At 69.9% G+C, this 20,322-nt stretch carries 19 protein-coding genes; 12 read left to right on the top strand and 7 right to left on the bottom strand.

Translation table 11 applies throughout. The annotated features are described in order from the left end of the window. The first annotated feature begins 25 nt into the window (after window positions 1-25). Window positions 26-553, top strand: a complete 528-nt coding sequence (locus SB754_RS14720; RefSeq protein ID WP_410783053.1) for a hypothetical protein — start codon at window positions 26-28, stop codon at window positions 551-553. 11 nt (window positions 554-564) lie between these two features. Then, on the top strand, window positions 565-1,311 hold the full coding sequence (locus SB754_RS14715) for a glycoside hydrolase family 16 protein (RefSeq protein ID WP_410783052.1): 747 nt from the start codon (window positions 565-567) through the stop codon (window positions 1,309-1,311). 84 nt (window positions 1,312-1,395) lie between these two features. Here SB754_RS14715 and idi read toward each other — a convergent pair whose 3' ends face one another. Together idi and SB754_RS14705 are read right to left on the bottom strand one after the other, a co-directional pair. Continuing rightward, window positions 1,396-1,947, bottom strand: a complete 552-nt coding sequence (idi, locus tag SB754_RS14710) for an isopentenyl-diphosphate Delta-isomerase (RefSeq protein WP_410783051.1) — start codon at window positions 1,945-1,947, stop codon at window positions 1,396-1,398. Further along, window positions 1,944-2,738, bottom strand: coding sequence for a hypothetical protein (locus tag SB754_RS14705; RefSeq protein WP_410783050.1), 795 nt, complete (start codon window positions 2,736-2,738; stop codon window positions 1,944-1,946). Before SB754_RS14705 ends, idi begins: the two co-directional genes overlap by 4 nt. Window positions 2,739-2,844: 106 nt before the next feature. Between SB754_RS14705 and SB754_RS14700 the strand changes: the two genes are divergently transcribed. Then, window positions 2,845-3,558: a MarR family winged helix-turn-helix transcriptional regulator gene (locus SB754_RS14700; RefSeq protein ID WP_410783049.1), complete on the top strand. Its 714-nt coding sequence runs from the start codon at window positions 2,845-2,847 to the stop codon at window positions 3,556-3,558. Window positions 3,559-3,661: 103 nt separating this feature from the next. On the opposite strand, the gene SB754_RS14695 is transcribed toward SB754_RS14700, so the two are convergent. Further along, window positions 3,662-5,089, bottom strand: coding sequence for an MFS transporter (locus SB754_RS14695; RefSeq protein ID WP_410783048.1), 1,428 nt, complete (start codon window positions 5,087-5,089; stop codon window positions 3,662-3,664). A 78-nt stretch (window positions 5,090-5,167) separates the two neighbouring features. Continuing rightward, window positions 5,168-5,899 (bottom strand): GTP pyrophosphokinase family protein, encoded by a 732-nt coding sequence (locus tag SB754_RS14690; RefSeq protein WP_410783047.1) that lies wholly within the window; start codon window positions 5,897-5,899, stop codon window positions 5,168-5,170. Between the two features lie 122 nt (window positions 5,900-6,021). Between SB754_RS14690 and SB754_RS14685 the strand changes: the two genes are divergently transcribed. The 5 genes from SB754_RS14685 to SB754_RS14665 all read left to right on the top strand — a co-directional run bounded on the left by SB754_RS14685 (window position 6,022) and on the right by SB754_RS14665 (window position 11,896). Beyond that, window positions 6,022-7,605: an MFS transporter gene (locus tag SB754_RS14685; protein ID WP_410783046.1), complete on the top strand. Its 1,584-nt coding sequence runs from the start codon at window positions 6,022-6,024 to the stop codon at window positions 7,603-7,605. A 213-nt stretch (window positions 7,606-7,818) separates the two neighbouring features. After that, on the top strand, window positions 7,819-9,684 hold the full coding sequence (dnaK, locus tag SB754_RS14680; RefSeq protein WP_410783045.1) for a molecular chaperone DnaK: 1,866 nt from the start codon (window positions 7,819-7,821) through the stop codon (window positions 9,682-9,684). Window positions 9,685-9,686: 2 nt separating this feature from the next. Continuing rightward, on the top strand, window positions 9,687-10,364 hold the full coding sequence (locus tag SB754_RS14675) for a nucleotide exchange factor GrpE (RefSeq protein ID WP_410783044.1): 678 nt from the start codon (window positions 9,687-9,689) through the stop codon (window positions 10,362-10,364). Window positions 10,365-10,478: 114 nt separating this feature from the next. After that, complete coding sequence (locus tag SB754_RS14670) at window positions 10,479-11,480, top strand: DnaJ C-terminal domain-containing protein (protein WP_410783043.1); 1,002 nt, start codon at window positions 10,479-10,481, stop codon at window positions 11,478-11,480. A gap of 2 nt (window positions 11,481-11,482) precedes the next feature. After that, complete coding sequence (locus SB754_RS14665; protein WP_410783042.1) at window positions 11,483-11,896, top strand: heat shock protein transcriptional repressor HspR; 414 nt, start codon at window positions 11,483-11,485, stop codon at window positions 11,894-11,896. Window positions 11,897-11,978: 82 nt separating this feature from the next. On the opposite strand, the gene SB754_RS14660 is transcribed toward SB754_RS14665, so the two are convergent. Then, window positions 11,979-12,716: a cysteine hydrolase family protein gene (locus SB754_RS14660; RefSeq protein WP_410783041.1), complete on the bottom strand. Its 738-nt coding sequence runs from the start codon at window positions 12,714-12,716 to the stop codon at window positions 11,979-11,981. 107 nt (window positions 12,717-12,823) lie between these two features. Between SB754_RS14660 and tdh the strand changes: the two genes are divergently transcribed. Together tdh and SB754_RS14650 are read left to right on the top strand one after the other, a co-directional pair. Beyond that, window positions 12,824-13,867, top strand: a complete 1,044-nt coding sequence (gene tdh / locus SB754_RS14655) for an L-threonine 3-dehydrogenase (RefSeq protein ID WP_410783040.1) — start codon at window positions 12,824-12,826, stop codon at window positions 13,865-13,867. Between the two features lie 2 nt (window positions 13,868-13,869). After that, window positions 13,870-15,057, top strand: a complete 1,188-nt coding sequence (locus SB754_RS14650) for a glycine C-acetyltransferase (protein ID WP_410783039.1) — start codon at window positions 13,870-13,872, stop codon at window positions 15,055-15,057. A gap of 7 nt (window positions 15,058-15,064) precedes the next feature. On the opposite strand, the gene SB754_RS14645 is transcribed toward SB754_RS14650, so the two are convergent. Then, the gene (locus SB754_RS14645) at window positions 15,065-16,447 is read right to left on the bottom strand and encodes an alpha/beta hydrolase (protein ID WP_410783038.1); all 1,383 of its coding nucleotides are present in this window, start codon (window positions 16,445-16,447) and stop codon (window positions 15,065-15,067) included. 72 nt (window positions 16,448-16,519) lie between these two features. After that, the gene (locus tag SB754_RS14640; RefSeq protein WP_410783037.1) at window positions 16,520-17,206 is read right to left on the bottom strand and encodes a TetR/AcrR family transcriptional regulator C-terminal domain-containing protein; all 687 of its coding nucleotides are present in this window, start codon (window positions 17,204-17,206) and stop codon (window positions 16,520-16,522) included. Window positions 17,207-17,289: 83 nt separating this feature from the next. Between SB754_RS14640 and SB754_RS14635 the strand changes: the two genes are divergently transcribed. Both SB754_RS14635 and SB754_RS14630 read left to right on the top strand, forming a co-directional pair. Further along, window positions 17,290-18,939 carry an amidohydrolase gene (locus SB754_RS14635; RefSeq protein WP_410783036.1) on the top strand — a complete coding sequence of 550 codons (1,650 nt, stop codon included), beginning with the start codon at window positions 17,290-17,292 and terminating at the stop codon, window positions 18,937-18,939. Then, complete coding sequence (locus SB754_RS14630) at window positions 18,936-20,321, top strand: APC family permease (RefSeq protein ID WP_410783035.1); 1,386 nt, start codon at window positions 18,936-18,938, stop codon at window positions 20,319-20,321. Before SB754_RS14635 ends, SB754_RS14630 begins: the two co-directional genes overlap by 4 nt. The last annotated feature ends 1 nt before the right edge of the window (window position 20,322 follow it).

Here is a 20,322-nt window from a genome sequence, read left to right as displayed (position 1 = left end):
GCCGGGCCGAAGGGAGCTGCGCACCATGAGCGAGACCACCGACGCCGCGTTCGCACGGGCACTCATCAGTGCACGCCCGATGGACCACAACCCGCAGCGGATGGAGCTGTTCGGCCGTCTCGTCGGAAGCTGGCGGGCCGACGTGCGCTTCTACACCGAGGCGACCGGCGACTGGCGCGAGTTCACGAACGAGTGGATCTTCGCGTACACGCTGGGCGGGCGCGCAGTCCAAGACGTGCTGGTGATCCGCGACCAGACCGACCCGGAGGGTGTGCGCGGCCGGGGCTCGACGGTCCGCGTGTACGACTCGGCGCTCGGCGCGTGGCGCGTGAGCTGGTTCGGCGCGGAGGGCGGCGACTTCTGCACCCTCGTCGCCACCCCCTACCGTCGCGACGGGATCCGTCAGGACGGCACCCAGACCGACGGCCGCCCGATCCGGTGGAACTTCTCCAACATCACCGCCGACTCCTTCGAGTGGGACGGCTGGGTCTCCGACGACGAGGGCCGCACCTGGTGGCTGGAGCAGCACATCGACGCGGTGCGCACCGGCTGAGGAGTGGCCCGGTGTTCGACGACTTCGACGACCCCCGGCTCGACCGCACGGTCTGGCTCCCGCACTACCTCCCGGCGTGGAGTTCGCTGGGCGAGACGCGCGCGACGTACCTCATCCACGACTCGCAGCTGGAGCTGACCATCCCTCCCGAGCAGAGGCTGTGGTGCGGTGGCGACCACGAGCCGCCGCTGCGGGTGTCCGCCCTGCAGAGCGGCAACTTCTCCGGCCCGGTCGGCTCCACGGCCGGGCAGCAGCCATACCGCGACGGGCTGAGGGTGCGGGAGGAGCAGGAGGAGTTCCGCGGCTGCCTCGTCGACGGCGGCACGGTCGGGATGCGCGCCTCCCTCTACCTGGGGGAGCGGTCGATGGCCTCCCTCTGGCTGGTGGGCTTCGAGGACGAACCGAAGCGTAGCGGCGAAGTGTGCGTGATGGAGGTCTTCGGCCGGGATGTGCAGCCGGAGGAGGCGCTGGTCGGGATGGGCTTCCACCGTTTCCGCGACCCGCGGCTGGCCGAGGACTTCGAGCGAGTGACGCTGCCGATCGACGTCACCGAGCCGCACGCGTACGAGGTCAACTGGGACGGTGACGAGGCGACGTTTCGGGTGGATGGGCGCGTCGTCCGGATCCTGGATGCGCCGCCGCAGTACCCCCTGCAGCTCATGCTGGGAGTGTTCGACTTCCCCGAGCGAGCAGACCGGGGCGACGCCCACCATTCGTTCGTGCCGACGCTGTCGGTCGACCGGATCTGGGCGTATTGACGGAGTGGACGCATTCAGTTGCGGGCATACGCACGGAAGAGTTATCCACAGTCAATTACACAGGTGGAAAATAGTGAGTCCGACTCACAGCTGGCCGGAAGCTTCGAGGCTCCGGTCGGCGTAGAGCGCGGGGAGCTGCAGGGTGAGCCACGGGCTGAACGCCCACGGCGTCGCCTCCACCGCAGTGAGGAGCGCGCGGGGCTCGACCCACTCCCACTCGGCGACCTCGGCGGCCGACGGTCGTAGGTCGCCCACGACGGTCGCCGTGTAGACCGGGCAGACCTCGTACTCGACGATTCCTCCGGCATCCACCGCGCGGTACCGGAAGTGGGGAAGGACCGTCACCAGGTTGTCGATGGAGGCGCCGAGCTCGTCGAGCGCGCGGCGGACGACCGCGTCTTCGATCGCCTCGCCCGGGCCGGGGTGACCGCAGAACGAGTTCGTCCAGACGCCCGGCCACGTCGCCTTGCCGAGCGCCCGACGAGTGACCAGGATGCGGCCCTCCCCGTCGAAGAGGTGGCACGAGAAGGCGAGGTGCAACGGCGTGTCCGTCGTGTGCACCGTCGCCTTGTCCGCGGTGCCGATCGGCGAGCCGTCCTCTGCGAGCAGCACGACCTCTTCGCGGGGTGGCGTCATGCGTCCATAGTAGGCGCGTCGCCTGTGGCTTCGGCGGGACGGTCTTTCTCGTCGGGGCGGAGGCCGAGGTTCTTCGCCATGCGCTCGAGAGTCGCCAGCGTTGTGGCGTAGTCCTCCTCCGGGATGCCCGCGGCGAGGTCTGCTCTCACACTGCGGATGCGCTCGGACGCGCGGTCGTGAGCGGCCCGTCCCTCGTCGGTCAGGGTCGCGCGGTCGCCGTCGAACCAGACCCAGCCGCGCTCGACGAAGTCCGAGAGGACGCGGTCGATGCGGTGGCCGCGGCGGTGGCTGCGGTCGAAGGCGGGGCGGTGTCCCTCGAAGCCCGCGTGGTGTCCTTCGAAGCCGGGGCGGTGTCCCTCGAAGCCGGGGCGGTGTCCCTCGAAGCCGGGACGGTGTCCTTCGGCGAAGGGATGTCCGGGGTGGCCGCCGCCGAACGGGCCCTGACCGCGTCCGCGCTCGAAGCCGCGGAGGAAGCCGCGTTCGAATGCCGCCTCGGGACCATGCTCGGCGTGCGAGCCCGGGTGCGGGTGGTGGTGACCGGCGCACTGCCGGTGATCCTCGCGCTGGGGCCGGCGCACAGCCTCCGGTCGGCCGGGGCGACCGTGCGGAAGGCGCTCGGCCAGCTGCTCCGCGGTGGCGGGGCCGTCGGCGAGGGTGTGCAGGATGCGCCAGCTTCCGCGGCGCAGCCCCAGATCGGACAGGGCAGTGCGCATGCGCTGGTGGAGTCTGTCTTCGATCACGCCGAACCAATATGCGGGCGGCGTCTGAGTGGAGTTGTCGATGTTCGTCATCGCGCCTATCCTTTCGGTTGTATGTACTGTTACAAGTAAATGTATAGTTACATGCATGAGCGGATCAGGTCAAACGGATTCCGGAATTCCGCCGGAAGCGGACATCGTGGCGACGATCGAGCACGCGCTGCTCGCCGTGCGGCGCGACCAGTCCCGGCGTCGACCGCCGTGGGGTGAGGGTGGGCCGCACGGCCAGCACGACGGTCACGGCTACGAGGGCCACGGCCACGAGGGCCACGGTCACGGCGGCCCCTGGGGGCGAGCGCCGTACGGGTCGGGACCGTTCGGCCCGGGTTTCGCCGGCCCGTCGGCCGCGGGCGCCCCGTTCGGCGACTCGGCTCGCCCCGGCCCGGGTCGTCGCGGACGCGACGGCTCCCTCGGGCGGATGGCCCGCGTCCGCATGCTCGAGGCGCTGGAGGCGGCGGACGCCGAGAAGCGCAACCTCTCGGTCTCCGGGATCGCCGCCGCCATCGGCGTCGATCAGCCGCGCGCCAGCCGGCTCGTCCAGGAGGGGGTGGAGCGCGGTCTGGTGCGCCGGGTCCCCGACCCGTCGGACGCCCGCCGCGCGCTCATTCAGCTCACCACCTCAGGCCGGGCCCTGCTCACGGAACTCCGCAGCCACCGCCGCTCCGCCGTCGAGACGGCGCTCGCCTCCTTCACCCCGGAGGAGGCGCGCACGTTCGCGGAGCTCTTCGACCGCTTCGTCCGCGCCTGGCCGCGCCCCACCGCGCCCGACGCCGACCCGAACCCGGCCGCGGCCGCGGACCCGGCCGCGGCCGCGGACCCGGACCCGAACCCGGACCCACCCTCCGCTCCCTGAGCATCCCGCCGAGTGGTGACATCAACTCACCACTCGCCGAGAATTCGAGCACCTACTCACCACTCGAGCGGCAGCGCGAGCGCCAAGCGAGCGCGGGACGGCATCAGCGGCGGCGGGGCGCGCGGACGGGGAGGAGCAGGCCGAGCCCGATCGCCAGCACCAGCACGATCGCGAGGATGCCCCAGTACTGCGCGCCGCCGACCGCCACGAACACCGCGAACAGGGTCGGCGCGAGGAACGACACCGCGCGGCCCGTCGTCGCGTACAGCCCGAACACCTCCCCTTCGCGTCCGGCGGGCGTCACCCGCGCCAGGAAGGTCCGGCTCGCCGACTGCGCCGGTCCGACGAACAGGCAGAGCACCAGTCCTCCGACCCAGAACGCTCCGGCGCCGAGACTGTGCGTGACGAACACGGCAAGGCCGGCGACGATCAGGCCGGTGAGCGACGTGACGATGACCGCTTTCGGGCCGAAGCGGTCATCCAGCCGTCCCGACAGCAGCGTGCTGACTCCGGCCACCACATTGGCTGCGATGGCGAAGATGATCACCTGGCCGCTGGTGAACCCGAACGTCCCCTGTGCCAGGATGCCGCCGAACGTGAAGACGCCGACCAGCCCGTCCCGGAACAGCGCCGACGCGATCAGGAAGAGCACCGTGTTGCGGCTCTCCTTCCACAGCCGGCCGATGTCGCGCACAAGCACCCCGTACGACGCGAAGAACCCGACACGCGGCGTGCGGGCGTTCGGCGGGATCTCCGGGACCGTGAACAGCACGGGGAGCGAGAACACGAGCGTCCACGCCGCCGCGATCAGCGCGATGAGACGGATGTTGAGCCCGCCCTCGGTCGGAACGTGCAGCAGCCCGCCGTCGCCGACCACCATCCCGAAGTACACGATCAGCAGCAGGACGATGCCGCCGAGGTAGCCCGCGCCCCAGCCGAAGCCGCTCACCCGGCCCACGGTCTTCGGCGTCGACACCTGGACCAGCATCGCGTTGTAGTTGACGGTCGCGATCTCGTAGAACACCGTGCCGATCGCGACCAGGGCGACCCCGAGCAAGAAGTAGGAGGGCGTTCCGACGACGAAGAACATCAGCGCGGTGACGACGACCACCACGCCGGTGTTGACGCCCAGCCACAGCTTGCGGCGGCCGGAGCCGTCGGTCCGCTGGCCCAGCACCGGCGCGATCAGCGCGACCACGATGCCCGCGATGCCGACACCCCACGCCAGCCCGCTGGACAGCACGGCGACCGCGGCGTCGTACGCGGCGTGGGCCGGTCCGCTCGACCCGGATTCGGCGTTCTTCGCGGCGACCACAGAAGGCGCGACGAACAGGCTGCTCGTCAGGTACACCGTGAAGACGAACGTGGTGATCACGGCGTTGAAGGCCGCTCCGCCCCAGTCCCACAGCGCCCAGGAGACGACCCAGCTGCGGGGGATGCGGCGGTCGGCGGCGCTGTCGGCGAAAAGCGGGCTCGCTGTCGTCACCAGGGCGTCGTCGCCCGGGCCACGACGCGGCAGGTCGGTGGTCATGGGGACAGCGTAGGGCCGGCCGGGGAACGAGCGGTGAACGACCCGACGGTCAGATCGACGCGCGTCAGGTCACGATCGTCAGATCGACGCGGGGAGGCTGTACACCGTCCCGCGATCGTCGCCGCGCACCTGCCGGTGCAGGTCCTCCATCGTCACGTCGAGCTGGCTGGCCGTTCCGGCAGCCGCGGTCAGGTCGCGGAGCAGCCCCTCCGGCACCTCGCCGTCGTACTTGTAGTAGATCTTGTGCTCGAGGCTGGCCCAGAAGTCCATGGCGACGGTGCGCAGCTGGATCTCGACCGGCACCAGCACGGGTCCCTCGCTGAGGAACACCGGCACCTCGACGATCACGTGGAGGCTCTTGTAGCCGTTCGGCTTAGGGTGCGCGATGTAGTCCTTCACCCGCAGCGTCCGCACATCCTCCTGGGCGGTGAGCAGGTCGAAGACCCGGTACACGTCGGACACGAAGCTGCAAACGATCCGGATGCCGGCGATGTCGGTGATCGCCTCGCGGATGGCGTCGAAGCTGGGCTCGCAGTTCTTGCGGATGACCTTCTGCTCGATGCTCTCCGGCGACTTCAGCCGGCTGGAGATGTGCTCGATCGGGTTGTAGTCGTGCAGCTCGGCGAACTCCTCGCGCAGGATGCTCACCTTGGTCGAGATCTCGTCGATGCCGAACTTGTACGGCATGATGAACCGCGCGAAATCGTCCCGGAACGCCTGCACCTCGCTCAGCGTGGCGGGGTCGATGCTCTGCAGCGCCTCGATGGCACGGCTGGAGAGGAGCGGGGCTGCGGCGGGGTCCGTTTCCATGCTCCCGACGCTAGCGACGGTGCTTGTGCGACCGGTGTGAATCGGTGTGAATCCGGGGAGTCCCAAATGCGAGCGGGTGTGCTTGCCTGGCCGCAGGACGGCGGAGGGACGGAGGTGGTCCGATGGCCGGCACGGGTGCGCCGACGGAGCGCTTCAACGGGCGGCTGGCGATCCTGCTCGCCATGGCCATGTTCGTGCTCGTCGTGGACACCTCGCTGATGAACGTCTCCATCTCGGCTGTCGTCCACGACCTCCACACCACGGTCAGCGGCGTCCAGAGCGCGATCGCTCTGGAGGCGCTCGTGTCGGCGGCGTTCATCCTGATCGGCGGCAAGACCGGCGACCTGATCGGCCGCAAACTGGCGTACGTGCTCGGGCTGCTCGGCTACGCCGTGGGTGCGATCGCCATGACACTCGCGCAGAGCCTCAGCGCGATCATCCTGTTCTGGGCGATCATCGGCGGCATCGGCGCGTCGCTGCTGCTCCCGGCGATGCAGTCGCTCATCCACGGCAACTTCGAGGGCGCGCAGCAGACGCGGGTGTACGCGCTGGTGGGCGCGTCCGCGGCCATCGCGGCGGCGGTCGGGCCTCTGCTCGGTGGGTTCATCACGACCTTCCTCTCGTGGCGGGTCGGCTTCCTGCTGGAGGCGGTCATCATCGCCGTCGTGCTGTCCGGCATCGGGCTGGTCAAGGACGTCCCCTACACCGGTGAGCGGTCGGTCGACCTGGTCGGCGCCCTGCTCTCCGTGATCGGGATGGGCGGCATCGTGACCGGCATCCTGGTCTGGCAGGAGGGCGGGGAGCGGGTGCTGCTCATCATCCTGGTCGGGATCGCGGGGCTCGGGTCGCTGGCGATCTGGCTGCGCTCGCGCTCCCGGCGCTCCAAGCCCACGTTGCTCGATCCGAGGCTGTTCCGCTCCAAGCTGTTCCAGTCGGGCGTCTCCGGCCAGCTCCTGCAGCAGATCGCGCTCGGCGGCACGATGATCGCCCTGCCCATCTACCTGCAGATGGTGCTGGAGTACAACGCCCTGCTCTCCGGGCTCTCGATCGCACCGCTCTCGCTCAGCATGTTCGCCGTCGCACTGCTTGCGGGCCGGAGGCTGAAGCGGCGACCCGCGAACCTGATCCTGTGGGGCTTCTCGCTGACGGTGGTCGGGATCGCCGCGATCATCCCGCTGGTGCCCATCGCGACCTCCGGCTGGTATCTGACCCTGCCCCTGATCGTGGCGGGGTCGGGCCTCGGGCTCCTCGTCTCGCAGCTCAACAACTACACGCTCTCGCCGGTCTCCGACGAACGGGTCAGCGAAGCGGCGGGCGTCAACTCGGCCGCCGGGTCGTTCGGGCTCTCCTTCGGCCTCGCCTTCGCCGGCGCGATCATGCTGGCCACTCTGGCGGTGACGTTCACTGCCAAGACCGAGGCGAGCACGGTGCTGCCGCCGGACGACAAGGCGCAGATCTCGCAGGTGCTCGAGACGGACGCGGAGGTGATGTCCAACGCCCACCTCGCCGAGCTGCTCGCCACAGAGCCGCCGGCAGTGCGGGAGGAGGTGCTGCGGATCAACACGGAGGCCCGCCCGATCTCCCTCCAGGTCGCCCTGCTCATCCCGGTGCTCGCCGGACTGCTGGGGGTCGCCAACGCGTTCCGGATGCGCCGGCTGCCGGACCCTACGCCCAGCGCCGCGCCGGAGCCGACCCTCGCCGACTGATCGGCGAAGGCTGGACGGTGCGGCGCCTGCAGCCCTCAATTCCGCGTCCAGGGGAATACCGCAAGCCACTCCAAAGTTGAGTCAGGTGTACTCAAGTTTAGGCATCGCGCTCTTGACAGCATCCCGAGTGGATGACAGTCTTGAGTCGTCGAGGCTCAACTCTTGACCACAGACTTTCATGGCACAAGCCAGCAACAAAGGAGAGAAGCACATATGTCACGTGCAGTAGGTATCGACCTCGGAACCACCAACTCCGTCGTCTCGGTGCTGGAGGGCGGCGAGCCCACCGTCATCGCGAACGCGGAGGGCTTCCGCACCACCCCGTCGGTGGTCGCTTTCACCAAAGACGGCGAGGTCCTCGTCGGCGAGACCGCCAAGCGCCAGGCCGTCACCAACGTCGACCGCACGATCTCGTCCGTGAAGCGCCACATGGGCACCACCTGGACCACCGAGATCGACGGCAAGAAGTACACCGCGCAGGAGATCTCGGCCCGCATCCTGCAGAAGCTGAAGCGCGACGCCGAGCAGTACCTCGGCGACACCGTCACCGATGCGGTCATCACCGTCCCGGCGTACTTCAACGACGCCGAGCGCCAGGCCACCAAGGAGGCCGGCGAGATCGCGGGCCTCAACGTGCTCCGCATCATCAACGAGCCCACCGCGGCCGCACTCGCGTACGGTCTCGACAAGGGCAAAGAGGACGAGCTCATCCTCGTCTTCGACCTCGGTGGCGGAACCTTCGACGTCTCCCTCCTCGAGGTGGGCAAGGACGACGACTTCTCGACCATCCAGGTCCGCGCGACCGCCGGCGACAACCGCCTCGGCGGTGACGACTGGGACCAGCGCATCGTCGACTGGCTGATCAAGAAGTTCAAGGAGACCACCGGCGTCGACGTCTCGAAGGACAAGATCGCCCTCCAGCGCCTGAAGGAGGCCGCGGAGCAGGCCAAGAAGGAGCTGTCGTCGAGCATGTCGACCAGCATCCAGCTGCCCTACCTCTCGCTGACCGAGAACGGCCCGGCCAACCTCGACGAGACGCTCACCCGCGCCCAGTTCGAGCAGATGACCAGCGACCTCCTCGACCGCACGAAGAAGCCGTTCCAGGACGTCATCCGCGAGGCCGGCATCAAGGTCGGCGACATCGCGCACGTCGTGCTCGTCGGCGGTTCGACCCGTATGCCGGCCGTCTCCGAGCTGGTGAAGCAGGAGACCGGCGGCAAGGACCCGAACAAGGGCGTCAACCCGGACGAGGTCGTCGCCGTCGGCGCCGCCCTGCAGGCCGGTGTCCTGAAGGGCGAGCGCAAGGACGTCCTCCTCATCGACGTCACCCCGCTGTCCCTGGGCATCGAGACCAAGGGCGGGATCATGACCAAGCTCATCGAGCGCAACACGGCCATCCCGACCAAGCGCAGCGAGACCTTCACCACGGCCGACGACAACCAGCCGTCCGTCGCGATCCAGGTCTTCCAGGGCGAGCGCGAGTTCACCCGCGACAACAAGCCGCTCGGCACCTTCGAGCTGACCGGCATCGCCCCGGCCCCGCGCGGCATCCCGCAGATCGAGGTCACCTTCGACATCGACGCCAACGGCATCGTGCACGTGTCCGCCAAGGACAAGGGCACCGGCAAGGAGCAGTCGATGACGATCACCGGCGGGTCCAGCCTGCCGAAGGACGACATCGACCGCATGGTTCGCGAGGCCGAGGAGCACGCGGCGGAGGACAAGAAGCGCCGCGAGTCCGCCGAGACCCGCAATCAGGCCGAGCAGCTCGTCTACTCGATCGAGAAGCTCATCAAGGACAACGAGGACAAGCTGCCCGAGGACGTCAAGAACGAGGTCCAGGGCGACGTGGACGGTCTGAAGACCGCGCTCGCCGGAGACGACGACGAGGCTGTGAAGACCGCCTACGACAAGCTCAACTCCAGCCAGCAGAAGCTCGGCGAGGCCATCTACTCGTCCGCGCAGGCGTCCCCCGAGGCGCCGGCCGGCGACACAGCCGACGGTCAGCAGAACGCGTCGTCCGATGACGACGAGGACGTGATCGACGCCGAGGTCGTCGACGACGAGGAGAAGAAGTAACCATGTCGGACCAGAACGGGGGCTCGCAGGAGCCCGAACGCGAGGAGCCGATCATCCGGGACAAGAGGAAGATCGACCCCGAGACCGGGAAGGTCCGGCAGCCCGAGGGTGAGCAGACGCCCGCGGCCGACGGCGACGACGCCGGTGAGCACGACCTCGCGCACGAGGAGCTCATCGACGTCGGGCCCGCCGAGAGCGAGGAGCGGGGCGACGTCCTGAGCGACGACGACCTCGACATCCTCTCCGGGCAGACGACCGCCGAAGAGCTGGCCGCCGAACGGCTCGCCGACCTCCAGCGGGTGACCGCGGAGTACGCGAACTATCGCAAGCGGACGGAGGCCAACCGCGAGATCGAGCGCGAGCGGGCCGTGGGTGACGCCGTCAAGGGCCTCATCCCGGTGCTCGACGACCTCGAGCGCGCAGAGAAGCACGGCGACCTGGGCGAGGGCAGCGCCTTCTCGACCATCGCCGCGAAGCTCCGCACCGCGGTCGAGCGACTCGGCCTCACCCCCTACGGCGAGAAGGGCGAGCCCTTCGACCCGCAGATCCACGAGGCGATCTTCCAGCAGCCGACCCCCGGCGTGACGGCGGACACCGTCGCCGAGGTCGTCGAGACCGGCTACCGGCTGGGCTCGACCACCGTCCGGGTGGCCAAGGTCGTCGTCTCGGTGCCGGCCTGAGCAGGCTGAAGCGCACGGCGAAGCGGCGGGACACGCGTCCCGCCGCTTCGCACGCACCGTGCACACACTTTTCCAGCAGACTTCATTCAGACACGCACTCGGAAGGAGGCGCCCGTGGCTAGCCAGGACTGGTTCGACAAGGACTTCTACAAGGTGCTTGGCGTCTCCAAAGACGTCAGCGACGCCGATCTCAAGAAGACGTACCGCAAGCTCGCGCGCAAGTACCACCCCGACTCGAACCCCGGCGACGCCGCCGCGGAGGCGAAGTTCAAGGAGGTCAGCGAGGCCTACTCGGTCCTCAGCGACCCGGAGGAGCGCAAGGAGTACGACCAGATCCGCGCAATGGGCACCGGCGCCCGGTTCACCGCGCCCGGCTCTGGCGCTCAGGGCGGCTTCGACGACGTCTTCGGCGGGATGTTCGGCCAGGGCGGCAACCAGAGGCCGTACTATTCAAGCGGAGGGGCGTTCCCGCAGGGCGGCGAGTTCGACGACGTCTTCGGCGGGCTGTTCGGGAACGGGCGGTTCGGCTCGCCCTCCGGCGGCTACCGCGGCTACGGCGGCCCGACCCGCGGCCGCGACGTGACCGCGCACACCACCATCGACTTCCTCACCGCTACGCGCGGCGAGACCATCACCCTTCAGGCGTCCGACGGCAAGCCGATCAAGGTCAAGATCCCGGCGGGCGTCGCGGACGGCCAGAAGATCAAGCTGCGCGGCAAGGGCCAGCCCAGCCCGGACGGCGGCGAGCCCGGCGACATCGTGCTCACCGTCACCGTGCGCAAGCACCCGGTGTTCGAGCGCGACGGCCTGAACCTGCGTGTCAACATCCCGGTGACCTTCGCGGAGGCCGCGCTCGGCGCGACCATCGAAGTCCCGACCCTGGGCGGCGACCCGGTCAAGCTCCGCGTCGCCCCCGGCACGCCGAGCGGCCGGGTGCTGCGCGTGAAGGGGCGCGGCGTCGAAACGAGCAAGGGCACCGGCGACCTCCTCGCCGTCGTGCAGGTGGCGGTCCCCTCGCACCTGTCGACAGAGGCGAAGGAGGCCCTGGAGCAGTTCGCCGCGAAGCTGCCGGATGAAAACCCGCGGGACGACCTCCTGGCCAAGGCGCGGAGCTGACCGTGGACGAGAACAGCCAGGTCTTCGTGATCTCGATCGCGGCGGAGCTCGCGGGGATGCACCCGCAGACGCTCCGCCAGTACGACCGGCTCGGACTCGTCAGCCCCAGCCGCACAGCCGGCAAATCGCGCCGCTACTCCATGCGCGACATCGCGAAGCTGCAGGAGATCGCCCGCCTCGGCTCCGAGGGCGTCAGCCTGGAGGGCATCCGCCGCATCCTCGAGCTGGAAGACCAGGTGGGCGAGCTCCGCGGGCGCGTCCGCGAGCTGGAGACGGCGCTCGCCGACGAGCTCCTCAACCGGCCCGGCCGCCGCGTCTTCGCCGCCGGCTCCGAGGGTGAGGTCGTCTCGATGCGCGCCGGCACCCGCGTGCGCCGCAGCAACCAGCTCGTCGTCTGGCGCCCCCTCGACCGCTGAACTTCCGCCGAGTGGTGACATCTGGTCGCAATTCGGCGCGAATACGAGCAACGACTCACCACTCGGTGGCCCGAGAACCCCGCTAGAGGGAGGAGACTCCCTGGCCGACGTAGAGGGTGTTCTGGATGCTGTGGGCCTCGCCCGCGGCGATGTCGCCGTCGATCCCGGAGCGCACCTCCCGCATCAGCTTGTGCAGTTCGGCGTGCTTCTCAGGCAGCCGGGCGTGGCCGGTACTGTCCCAGAGGTTCGAGACGGGGAGGGTGTCGCCGGCCTCGACCGCGAGCGTCCACTCCTCCGTGGTCGCCACCGCAGCGAACTCCGACTGCATCGTCACCAGCACGCTGCGGTGCAGCGCGTCGGCCGAGATGGCACCGGCCTCGTTGACGAGGTCGAGCGTCCCCGTCGCGTCGGACAGGAACTCCACGGTGAACCCGAACTCGCCCGCATCCCGCGCGGTGCCCGCGCAGCAGTGCTGTGTCATGTAGCCGGCGATCGTCACCGTGTCGACGCCCGCCGACCGCAGCCACTGCTCCAGGTCGGTACCGGGAAACGCCGACACGCTGGTCTTGCTGATGACGTGCGCCGGGGTCCGGTCGGCGATCGACGAGTGCAGCGCCGCACCGTCCGATCCGCGCGCGAACACCGGAGCGCCCTCGTCTTCGATGTGCTGCACCACGACCACCGGCACGCCGTGGTCGTCGGCCGCATCCCACGCCACCTCGATGTTCGGGATGGACGTCATCAGGTCCGGGAAGCAGATCTTCAAGTTCCCGGTCACGTACTCGTTCTGCAGGTCGACGACGATCAGCGCGCGCTTCATGGCTGAACTCTAGCCCCGCCGCGAAGGTAGGCTGGTGCGCGGTCGCACCGCCCACAAGGCGGGGCGAGCGCGCGATGAAGCACACCGACTCCCACGAGGAAGCGACGATGAAAGCCCTGTTCAAGAGCGAGGCCGCACCGGGCCTCCAGCTGGTCGACGTCCCGGAGCCCGCCATCGGGCCGGAGGATGTCCGCATCCGCATTCTGCGCACCGGCATCTGCGGCACCGACCTGCACATCCAGCGCTGGGACGAGTGGGCGGCCTCCGCCGTGAAGGCGCCGCTGGTCCCCGGCCACGAGTTCTTCGGCGAGGTCGTCGAGGTGGGGCCGCTCGTCCACGATGTGGAGGTCGGCGACCTGGTCTCCGGCGAAGGCCACATCGTCTGCGGAACCTGCCGCAACTGCCGGGCCGGCCGCCGCCAGATGTGCATCCGCACGCAGGGCGTCGGGGTGCAGCGCGACGGCGCCTTCGCCGAGCAGCTGGTCCTCCCCGCGACGAACGTGTGGGTGCACCACAGTGCGATCGAGCCCGAGGTGGGCGCACTGTTCGACCCGCTGGGCAACGCCGTCCACACCGCGCTCGCTTTCCCCGTCGTCGGTGAGGATGTGCTGGTCACCGGATGCGGCCCGATCGGTCTCATGGCGATCGCCGTCGCCCGCCACGTCGGTGCGCGCTTCATCGTCGGCACCGACATCAGCGCGCAGCGCCTCGAGCTCGCACGCGGGATGGGCGCCGACTTCACCGTGGACGTGTCGAAGCACGACATCCACGAGGCGCAGAAGGCGCTGGGGATGCGCGAGGGCTTCGACGTCGGCTTCGAGATGAGCGGTGCGCCCACCGCGCTGCCGTCCATGATCGAGAACATGAACCACGGCGGCCGGATCGCCATGCTCGGCCTCCCGTCGCACAAGATCTCGGTGGACTGGGGCATCGTCGTCACCCACATGCTGACGCTGAAGGGCATCTACGGCCGCGAGATGTTCGAGACGTGGAACGCGATGGGGGCGATGCTGCAGACCTCCGCCGAGCTGCACGACGCCATCGCGTCGATCGTGTCCGACCGCTTCCCGGCACGCGACTGGGAGCAGGGTTTCGCCGCGGCGGCGGCAGCCGGCGGCGGCAAGGTCATCCTCGACTGGACGGAGATCTGAACATGTACGGGAGTTTCCGGGAGCACATCGGGACGCAGCTGCAGGAGATCGAGGAGGCCGGGCTCACCAAGCGGGAGCGCAGCATCCACGGCCCGCAGTCCGCGCTGATCACGGCCGACGGGCACGAGGTCCTCAACTTCTGCGCCAACAACTACCTGGGGCTCGCCGACCACCCCGCCCTGCGCGACGCCGCCAAGGCCGCGCTCGACGACTGGGGCTACGGGATGGCGAGCGTGCGCTTCATCTGCGGCACGCAGGAGCAGCACCTCGAGTTGGAGCGGCGCGTGTCCCGGTTCCTCGGAACCGAGGCCACCATCCTGTTCTCGTCGTGCTTCGACGCGAACGGCGGCGTGTTCGAGACCCTGTTCGGCGCCGAGGACGCGATCGTCTCCGACGAGCTCAACCACGCCTCGATCATCGACGGCATCCGCCTCTCGAAGGCGAAGCGGTTCCGCTACCGGAACCGCGACATGGGCGACCTGCGCGCCCAGCTGGAGGCGGCCAGGGAGGCGGGCGCCCGCTTCACCGTGATCGTCACCGACGGCGTGTTCTCGATGGACGGGTACATCGCCCCGCTCGCCGAGATCTGCGACCTGGCCGACGAGTTCGGCGCGCTCGTGTTCGTCGATGACTCGCACGCGGTCGGCTTCGTCGGCGAGCACGGCCGCGGCACCCCGGAGCTCTGCGGCGTCTCGGACCGGGTGGACATCTACACCGGCACCTTCGGCAAGGCGCTCGGCGGCGCATCGGGAGGCTACGTCTCCAGCCGCCGCGAGGTCGTCGACCTGCTGCGGCAGCGGTCCCGGCCGTACCTGTTCTCGAACACGCTCGCGCCCTCCATCGTCGCCGGCACCCTCGCGGCATTGGACCTGCTGGAGCAGTCCGACCACCTCCGCGCGCAGCTCGTCGCCAACGCGGAACTGTTCCGGACCCTGATGACGGAGGCCGGGTTCGACCTGCTGCCGGGTGCGCATCCCATCGTCCCCGTCATGTTCGGGGATGCCGCACTCACCGGTCGGATCGCCGACGAGATGCAGCGCCAGGGCGTCTACGTGACCGCGTTCTCGTACCCGGTGGTGCCGAAGGGCCGCGCGCGCATCCGCGTGCAGCTCTCTGCGGCGCACACGGAGGAGGAGATCCGCCGCTGCGTGGACGCGTTCGTCGCCTCTCGCGCGGCGGTCGCCGGATAGCGGAGGGTCACTCCTCCAGCGACGGCCGCGCCCGCCGCAGAAGCACCCCGCGCCGGGCGAAGAACAGCCCGAGCGCGATCACGAGGAACACCGCGAGCGCGGACAGGTCGACGATCGCGACGGTACCGGCCACCGCGGCCGCCTGGGTGAGGCCGCAGGCTCGGGAGGTCTCGTCCGGCACGCACAGGAACCGGTCGCCTGCGCTCGTGGCGCCGGTCCGCAGCCACGATCCGATGAGCTGGTTGTAGCCGGTGGCCAGGCCTTTGGTGAGTGTCGGCCCGGAGTGGCCCGAGCCGGGGACGGCCCAGTAGGTCACCTTCCAGCCGGCGCCCTCCGCGGCGGTGGCCGTCGCCTCCACCTGCGCACGGAAGTGCGGGTCGTCGGCCCCGGCGACGAAGATGCCCACCGTGGTCTGGGGGAAGTCGCGCGAGCGGAGGACGTTCGCCGGCCAGGTCTTCTCGTAGGCCACCTGGTCGCCGCCGAAGTACTTGTCCCGCGTCACCGTCGGCCGGTACTCGCCCGGCTTGTCGGGGCCGGAGATGTCGATGACGGCGCCCCACAGCTCCGGGTGGAGGGCCCCCAGGTACGCCGCGCACTCGCCGCCGTGGGAGAAGCCGGCGATGACCCGTTGCGTCCGGTCGGTCGACACCGGGAGGTTGGCGTCGATCCAGGCGGGGACGTCCTTCGAGAGGTAGGTGGCCAGCTCGCCGCCGGACGTGTCGGCACAGGGCGGGTTCTTGTCGATCGCGCCCAGCTGGTCGACCACGAGCACGAACGGCGCCTGGTTGAGCCGGTCATCCCCAAGGCCGTGAAGTGCGTCGAGGGTGGCGCCGAGCGTGGGGTTGCCCGGCTGGCCCATCATCATCTCGACGACGGGCCGGGTCGAGGACGGGTCCCGCAGCCAGCCGGGTGGGACGAACAGGTGCGCGTCACGGGCCTCGAAACCGGAGGCCGTCGGCGGGATGCGCACGGTGAGCTGGTAGCCGTCGGCCAGCGTCTTCGGCGTCACGGGGATGGCGTGCCCGGCGACGATCGGCTGTGCGAACGCGGGCACCGCGGCGGTACCGATCGCGCCGACGGTGAGCACGGCGGCGACGCCGGCGACGATCGCACGCAGCGCTTTCCGGCCCGTGGACTGCAGCAGGTCGCCGATCGCCAGCGGCAGCACCGTCGCGGCGAGCAGGAGCACGAACCAGCCGGTCCCGGTGAGGTCGGGGCGCGGGAGCAGCAGGACCCCCAGCAGCACCAGAATCAGCCCCACGACCTGACCGCTGATCACGGCGATCACGGTGGTCGTCGCCCGGAAGCGCCAGGACCTCCGGACGAACCGGTAGGCGGGATATGCGCCCGCCAGCACGAGAGCGGCGGCAAGCCAGGTCAGGGCGGACATCGCGGACAGTCTATGGCCGTGCGGCTGCAGCCACGGACACAGCGTACGGTTGCTTCGGCCTGTACGTCGTGTTCAAGCGGAAGGGCTGGATCCAGCGAGCTCGGCGTAGCGGGTGCGCAGACCCTCCAGCAGGGCCGCCAGCCCGATCTCGAACGCCGCGTCGGCCGGAGGTGCGTCACCGAGGGCGACCGCCCGCGCCCGGTAGGCGGATGCGAACGCCGGGACCGCATCTTCCGCGCCGGCCGGGTCGAACATGTCCGGCGGCGCGATCGCGTCGAGCGCGGACCCGAGGATGAACGACTCCAGCGCGACCATCGTCGGCAGCACCTCCGGCTCGGGCCATCCGGCCTTCACCATCGCGGTCACGACGGTGTCGTACATGTGCATGGTCCGTCGTGCGCCGGTCAGCGGCAGGGTCGCCAGCAGCGCGATGGTCGGGGGGTGCGCGGCGAAGGCCACCCGGTACGAGTGCGCCCACGCGCACATCGCCTCATCCCACGGCCGCGTGCCGAAGGCGCTCACATCGATCCGGTCGGAGACCAGCTCCCGGACGCCGGCGATGACGTCCTCTTTGCCGTCGACATGGTTGTAGAGGGCGCTGGGCCGCACGCGCAGAGCCTGCGCGAGCCGGGCCATGGTGAAGCCGTCCGCACCCGACTCGTCGAGCAGCTGGAGGGCGGCCTCGGCGATCAGCTCGCGGGTGAGGACCGTGGTCCGCGGGCGCCCCACCCGGCGCGCCGGGCGATCGATCTCGGCCATGCTCTTCCCCTCCGGCTCGATCACACCCTAGTATCTGACGAAATAAAAGAACGTCGTTCATTTATTCGTAACACGGAGGTTGCATGGGCACGACCGTCTTCACCAACGGCACGATCCTCGCGAGCTATCGCGCGGACGCTGCGGAGCACACCGCCGTCGCGATCGAGGACGGCCGGGTCACCGCCGTCGGCCCCACTGCGCTGGCGTTGCGACCCGCCGCGGACGAGGTGGTCGACCTGGAGGGCGGCGTTCTGGCACCCGCGTTCGCCGACGGCCACGCGCACCCGCTGCAGGGCGGCCTCGAGAAGCTCGGACCCCAGGTCCGGTCCTGCGAGTCCGTGGAGGAGATCGTCGCGTGTGTGCGGGAGTGGGCCGACGCCCATCCCGAGCAGGAGTGGATCTACGGCGGCAGCTACGATGCGACGCTCGCCCCCGACGGGATGTTCGACGCGCGCTGGCTGGACGCCGCCGTCCCCGATCGCCCCGTCGTCCTGCGGGCGTGGGACTACCACACCGTGTGGGTCAACTCCGAGGCGCTCCGCCGCGCCGGGATCGACGCCCGGACGCCGGAGCCGGCGCTGGGCCGCATCCCGCGTCGCCCCGACGGGACGCCGCTGGGCATCCTCCAGGAGCCGGGCGCCGTCGACCTGCTGCTCCCGTTCGAGCCGGGGCGTACGCACGAGGAGCGCGTGGAGGCCCTGCGGCTCGCGACCGCCGACTACGCGGAGCTCGGCATCGCCTGGGTGCAGGACGCCTGGGTCGAGACCGCCGAGGTGGAGGCGTACCTCGAGGCATCCGCTCGCGGACTGCTCTCCACCCGGATGAACCTCGCCCTGCGCGCCGACCCGGTCCGCTGGCGCGACCAGGTGCCCGAGTTCGTCGAATCACGCCGCCGCGTGGAGGAGGTGCAGGACCCGCTGCTCACCGCAGGCACGGTGAAGGTCTTCGTCGACGGCGTGATCGAGAACCACACCGCCGCCATGCTCGAGGACTACGTGGACACCCCCGGCGACCGCGGCCTCCCGAACTGGGATGCCCGCGAGCTGGCCGCCGCGGCCGTCACGTTCGACAAGCTCGGCTTCCAGCTGCACCTCCACGCGATCGGCGACGCGGCCACCCGCACGGCGCTCGACGTCTTCGAGGAGGTGGAGCGGGCGAATGGTCCGCGCGACCGGCGCCCTGTCATCGCCCACGTGCAGGTGGTCGATCCGAGCGACCTGCCGCGGTTCGGGCGGCTCGGCGTCATCGCCAACTTCGAGCCGCTCTGGGCGCAGCTCGACCCGATGATGCTCGACCTGACCCTGCCCCGGCTCGGACCGGAGCGCGAACGACTGCAGTACCCCATCCGCACCCTCCACCAGACGGCCGGCGTCTCCTTCGGGAGCGATTGGCCGGTCAGCAGCGCGGACTGGCGCCCAGGCGTCGCGACGGCGGTCACCCGCCAGACCGACGACCGGGTGCCTGTGGACGGATGGATCCCCGCCGAGCGCATCCCGCTCACCGATGCTCTGGAGGCCTACTCCTCCGGGGTCGCCCACCAGGCCTTCGCCCGCACCAGCCGGGGCGAACTGCGTCCGGGGTCCGCCCCGGACCTGGTCTGGCTCGACACCGACCCGCGCCAGGTGGACCCGCACGATCTGCGATCCGTCCGCGTGCTCGGAACCTGGGTCGCCGGCGTCCGCCGCGCGTCCGCCCCCCTGCACCACTCGATCCAGAGAGGCAGCACCACATGACAACGACCGACCTCCCCGTCCAGCCGCGCCTCAAACGCGCGCTCGGCCCGACCGCCCTCGTCCTGTTCGGACTCACCTACCTGGCACCCGTCACGGTGTTCACCACCTACGGCATCGTGACCCAGTCGACGGACAACCACCTCCCGTCGGCGTACGTCGTCGCGTTGGTGGCGATGCTGTTCACAGCGCTGAGCTACGGCGCCATGGCACGTGCGTTCCCGGTCTCCGGCTCGGCGTACACCTACACGCAGCAGACGTTCGGAGGCCACGTCGGCTTCCTCACCGGGTGGACGCTCATGCTCGACTACCTGTTCCTGCCGATGATCAACTTCCTGCTGATCGGAATCTACCTGAACACGCAGTTCCCGGGCGTCCCGGGCTGGGTGTTCGCGCTGGCCTCGCTGCTGCTCGTGCTGGTGTTCAACATCCTCGGCATCACCCTCGTGAACAAGCTGAACATCGCGATCGTCGCGCTGTCGGTCCTGCTCGTCGTGGTCTTCGTGGTGCTGTCGATCAAGGAGCTGGTCACGAACCCGTCGTCGCACACGCCGAGCCTGATCGAGCCCTTCCTTCCCGGGTCCGGCGGTCTGGGGCCGATCTTCTCCGGGGCGGCCGTGCTCGCGCTGTCGTTCCTCGGGTTCGACGCCGTCTCGACGCTCTCGGAGGAGGCGAAGAACCCGAAGCGCGACATCCCGCGCGCCATCCTGCTGACCACCCTCATCGGCGGTGCGATCTTCATCGTCGTGTCGTGGGTCGGCGCGCTCGTCTACCCGGACTGGCGGCAGTTCGCGGAGGTCGATTCGGCCGGGGTCGACCTGATGGCGAAGGTGGGCGGCACGTTCCTGACCTCGTTCTTCGTCGCGGTCTACGTGGTGGGCGCCTTCGGCTCCGGGATGACCACCCAGGTCAGTGTCTCGCGCATCATCTACTCGATGGGCCGGGATGGGGTGCTCCCGCGCATCTTCGGCCGTCTGCACACGCGCTTCCGCACCCCGTGGGCCGCTGCGGTCGCCGTGTCGATCGTCTCGCTCCTGGCGCTCGTCCTCACGCTGGACCAGGCGGCGACGATGATCTCGTTCGGCGCGCTCGCCGCGTTCTCGATGGTGAACCTGTCGGTGATCCGCCACCACCTGTTCCCGAAGGGCGGCCGCGCGGCGCCCTCGGCGGGGGAGTGGGTGCGGTACGGCGTGCTGCCCGCGATCGGGTTCGTGCTGACGGTCTGGCTGTGGACGTCGCTCACGGCGACCACACTCGTCGTCGGCCTGTCGTGGATGCTCGTCGGCGTCATCTACCTGGCGGTGCTGACCCGCGGCTTCCGCCGCAAGCCGCCGATGATGGACTTCTCCGAGAAGGAGGAGCTGGTGGAGGCTCCGGCCGCGTGAG

Origin of the sequence: Leifsonia sp. SIMBA_070, from assembly GCF_046534635.1 — a bacterium.
GTDB lineage: Bacteria > Actinomycetota > Actinomycetes > Actinomycetales > Microbacteriaceae > Leifsonia.
The sequence above is the reverse complement of the archived record's forward strand: the minus strand, read 5'-3'. Positions and strand labels throughout refer to the sequence as shown.

What these genes read in the sequence shown, in the direction of transcription:
- SB754_RS14630 (WP_410783035.1), top strand. Translation starts at nt 18,936, where the DNA reads ATGACAACGACCGACCTCCCCGTCCAGCCGCGCCTCAAACGCGCGCTC.
- SB754_RS14685 (WP_410783046.1), top strand. Translation starts at nt 6,022, where the DNA reads ATGGCCGGCACGGGTGCGCCGACGGAGCGCTTCAACGGGCGGCTGGCG.
- SB754_RS14695 (WP_410783048.1), bottom strand. Translation starts at nt 5,089, where the DNA reads ATGACCACCGACCTGCCGCGTCGTGGCCCGGGCGACGACGCCCTGGTG.
- SB754_RS14650 (WP_410783039.1), top strand. Translation starts at nt 13,870, where the DNA reads ATGTACGGGAGTTTCCGGGAGCACATCGGGACGCAGCTGCAGGAGATC.
- SB754_RS14645 (WP_410783038.1), bottom strand. Translation starts at nt 16,447, where the DNA reads ATGTCCGCCCTGACCTGGCTTGCCGCCGCTCTCGTGCTGGCGGGCGCA.
- SB754_RS14660 (WP_410783041.1), bottom strand. Translation starts at nt 12,716, where the DNA reads ATGAAGCGCGCGCTGATCGTCGTCGACCTGCAGAACGAGTACGTGACC.
- SB754_RS14635 (WP_410783036.1), top strand. Translation starts at nt 17,290, where the DNA reads ATGGGCACGACCGTCTTCACCAACGGCACGATCCTCGCGAGCTATCGC.
- tdh (WP_410783040.1), top strand. Translation starts at nt 12,824, where the DNA reads ATGAAAGCCCTGTTCAAGAGCGAGGCCGCACCGGGCCTCCAGCTGGTC.
- SB754_RS14640 (WP_410783037.1), bottom strand. Translation starts at nt 17,206, where the DNA reads ATGGCCGAGATCGATCGCCCGGCGCGCCGGGTGGGGCGCCCGCGGACC.
- dnaK (WP_410783045.1), top strand. Translation starts at nt 7,819, where the DNA reads ATGTCACGTGCAGTAGGTATCGACCTCGGAACCACCAACTCCGTCGTC.
- SB754_RS14675 (WP_410783044.1), top strand. Translation starts at nt 9,687, where the DNA reads ATGTCGGACCAGAACGGGGGCTCGCAGGAGCCCGAACGCGAGGAGCCG.
- SB754_RS14705 (WP_410783050.1), bottom strand. Translation starts at nt 2,738, where the DNA reads ATGACGAACATCGACAACTCCACTCAGACGCCGCCCGCATATTGGTTC.
- SB754_RS14690 (WP_410783047.1), bottom strand. Translation starts at nt 5,899, where the DNA reads ATGGAAACGGACCCCGCCGCAGCCCCGCTCCTCTCCAGCCGTGCCATC.
- idi (WP_410783051.1), bottom strand. Translation starts at nt 1,947, where the DNA reads ATGACGCCACCCCGCGAAGAGGTCGTGCTGCTCGCAGAGGACGGCTCG.
- SB754_RS14720 (WP_410783053.1), top strand. Translation starts at nt 26, where the DNA reads ATGAGCGAGACCACCGACGCCGCGTTCGCACGGGCACTCATCAGTGCA.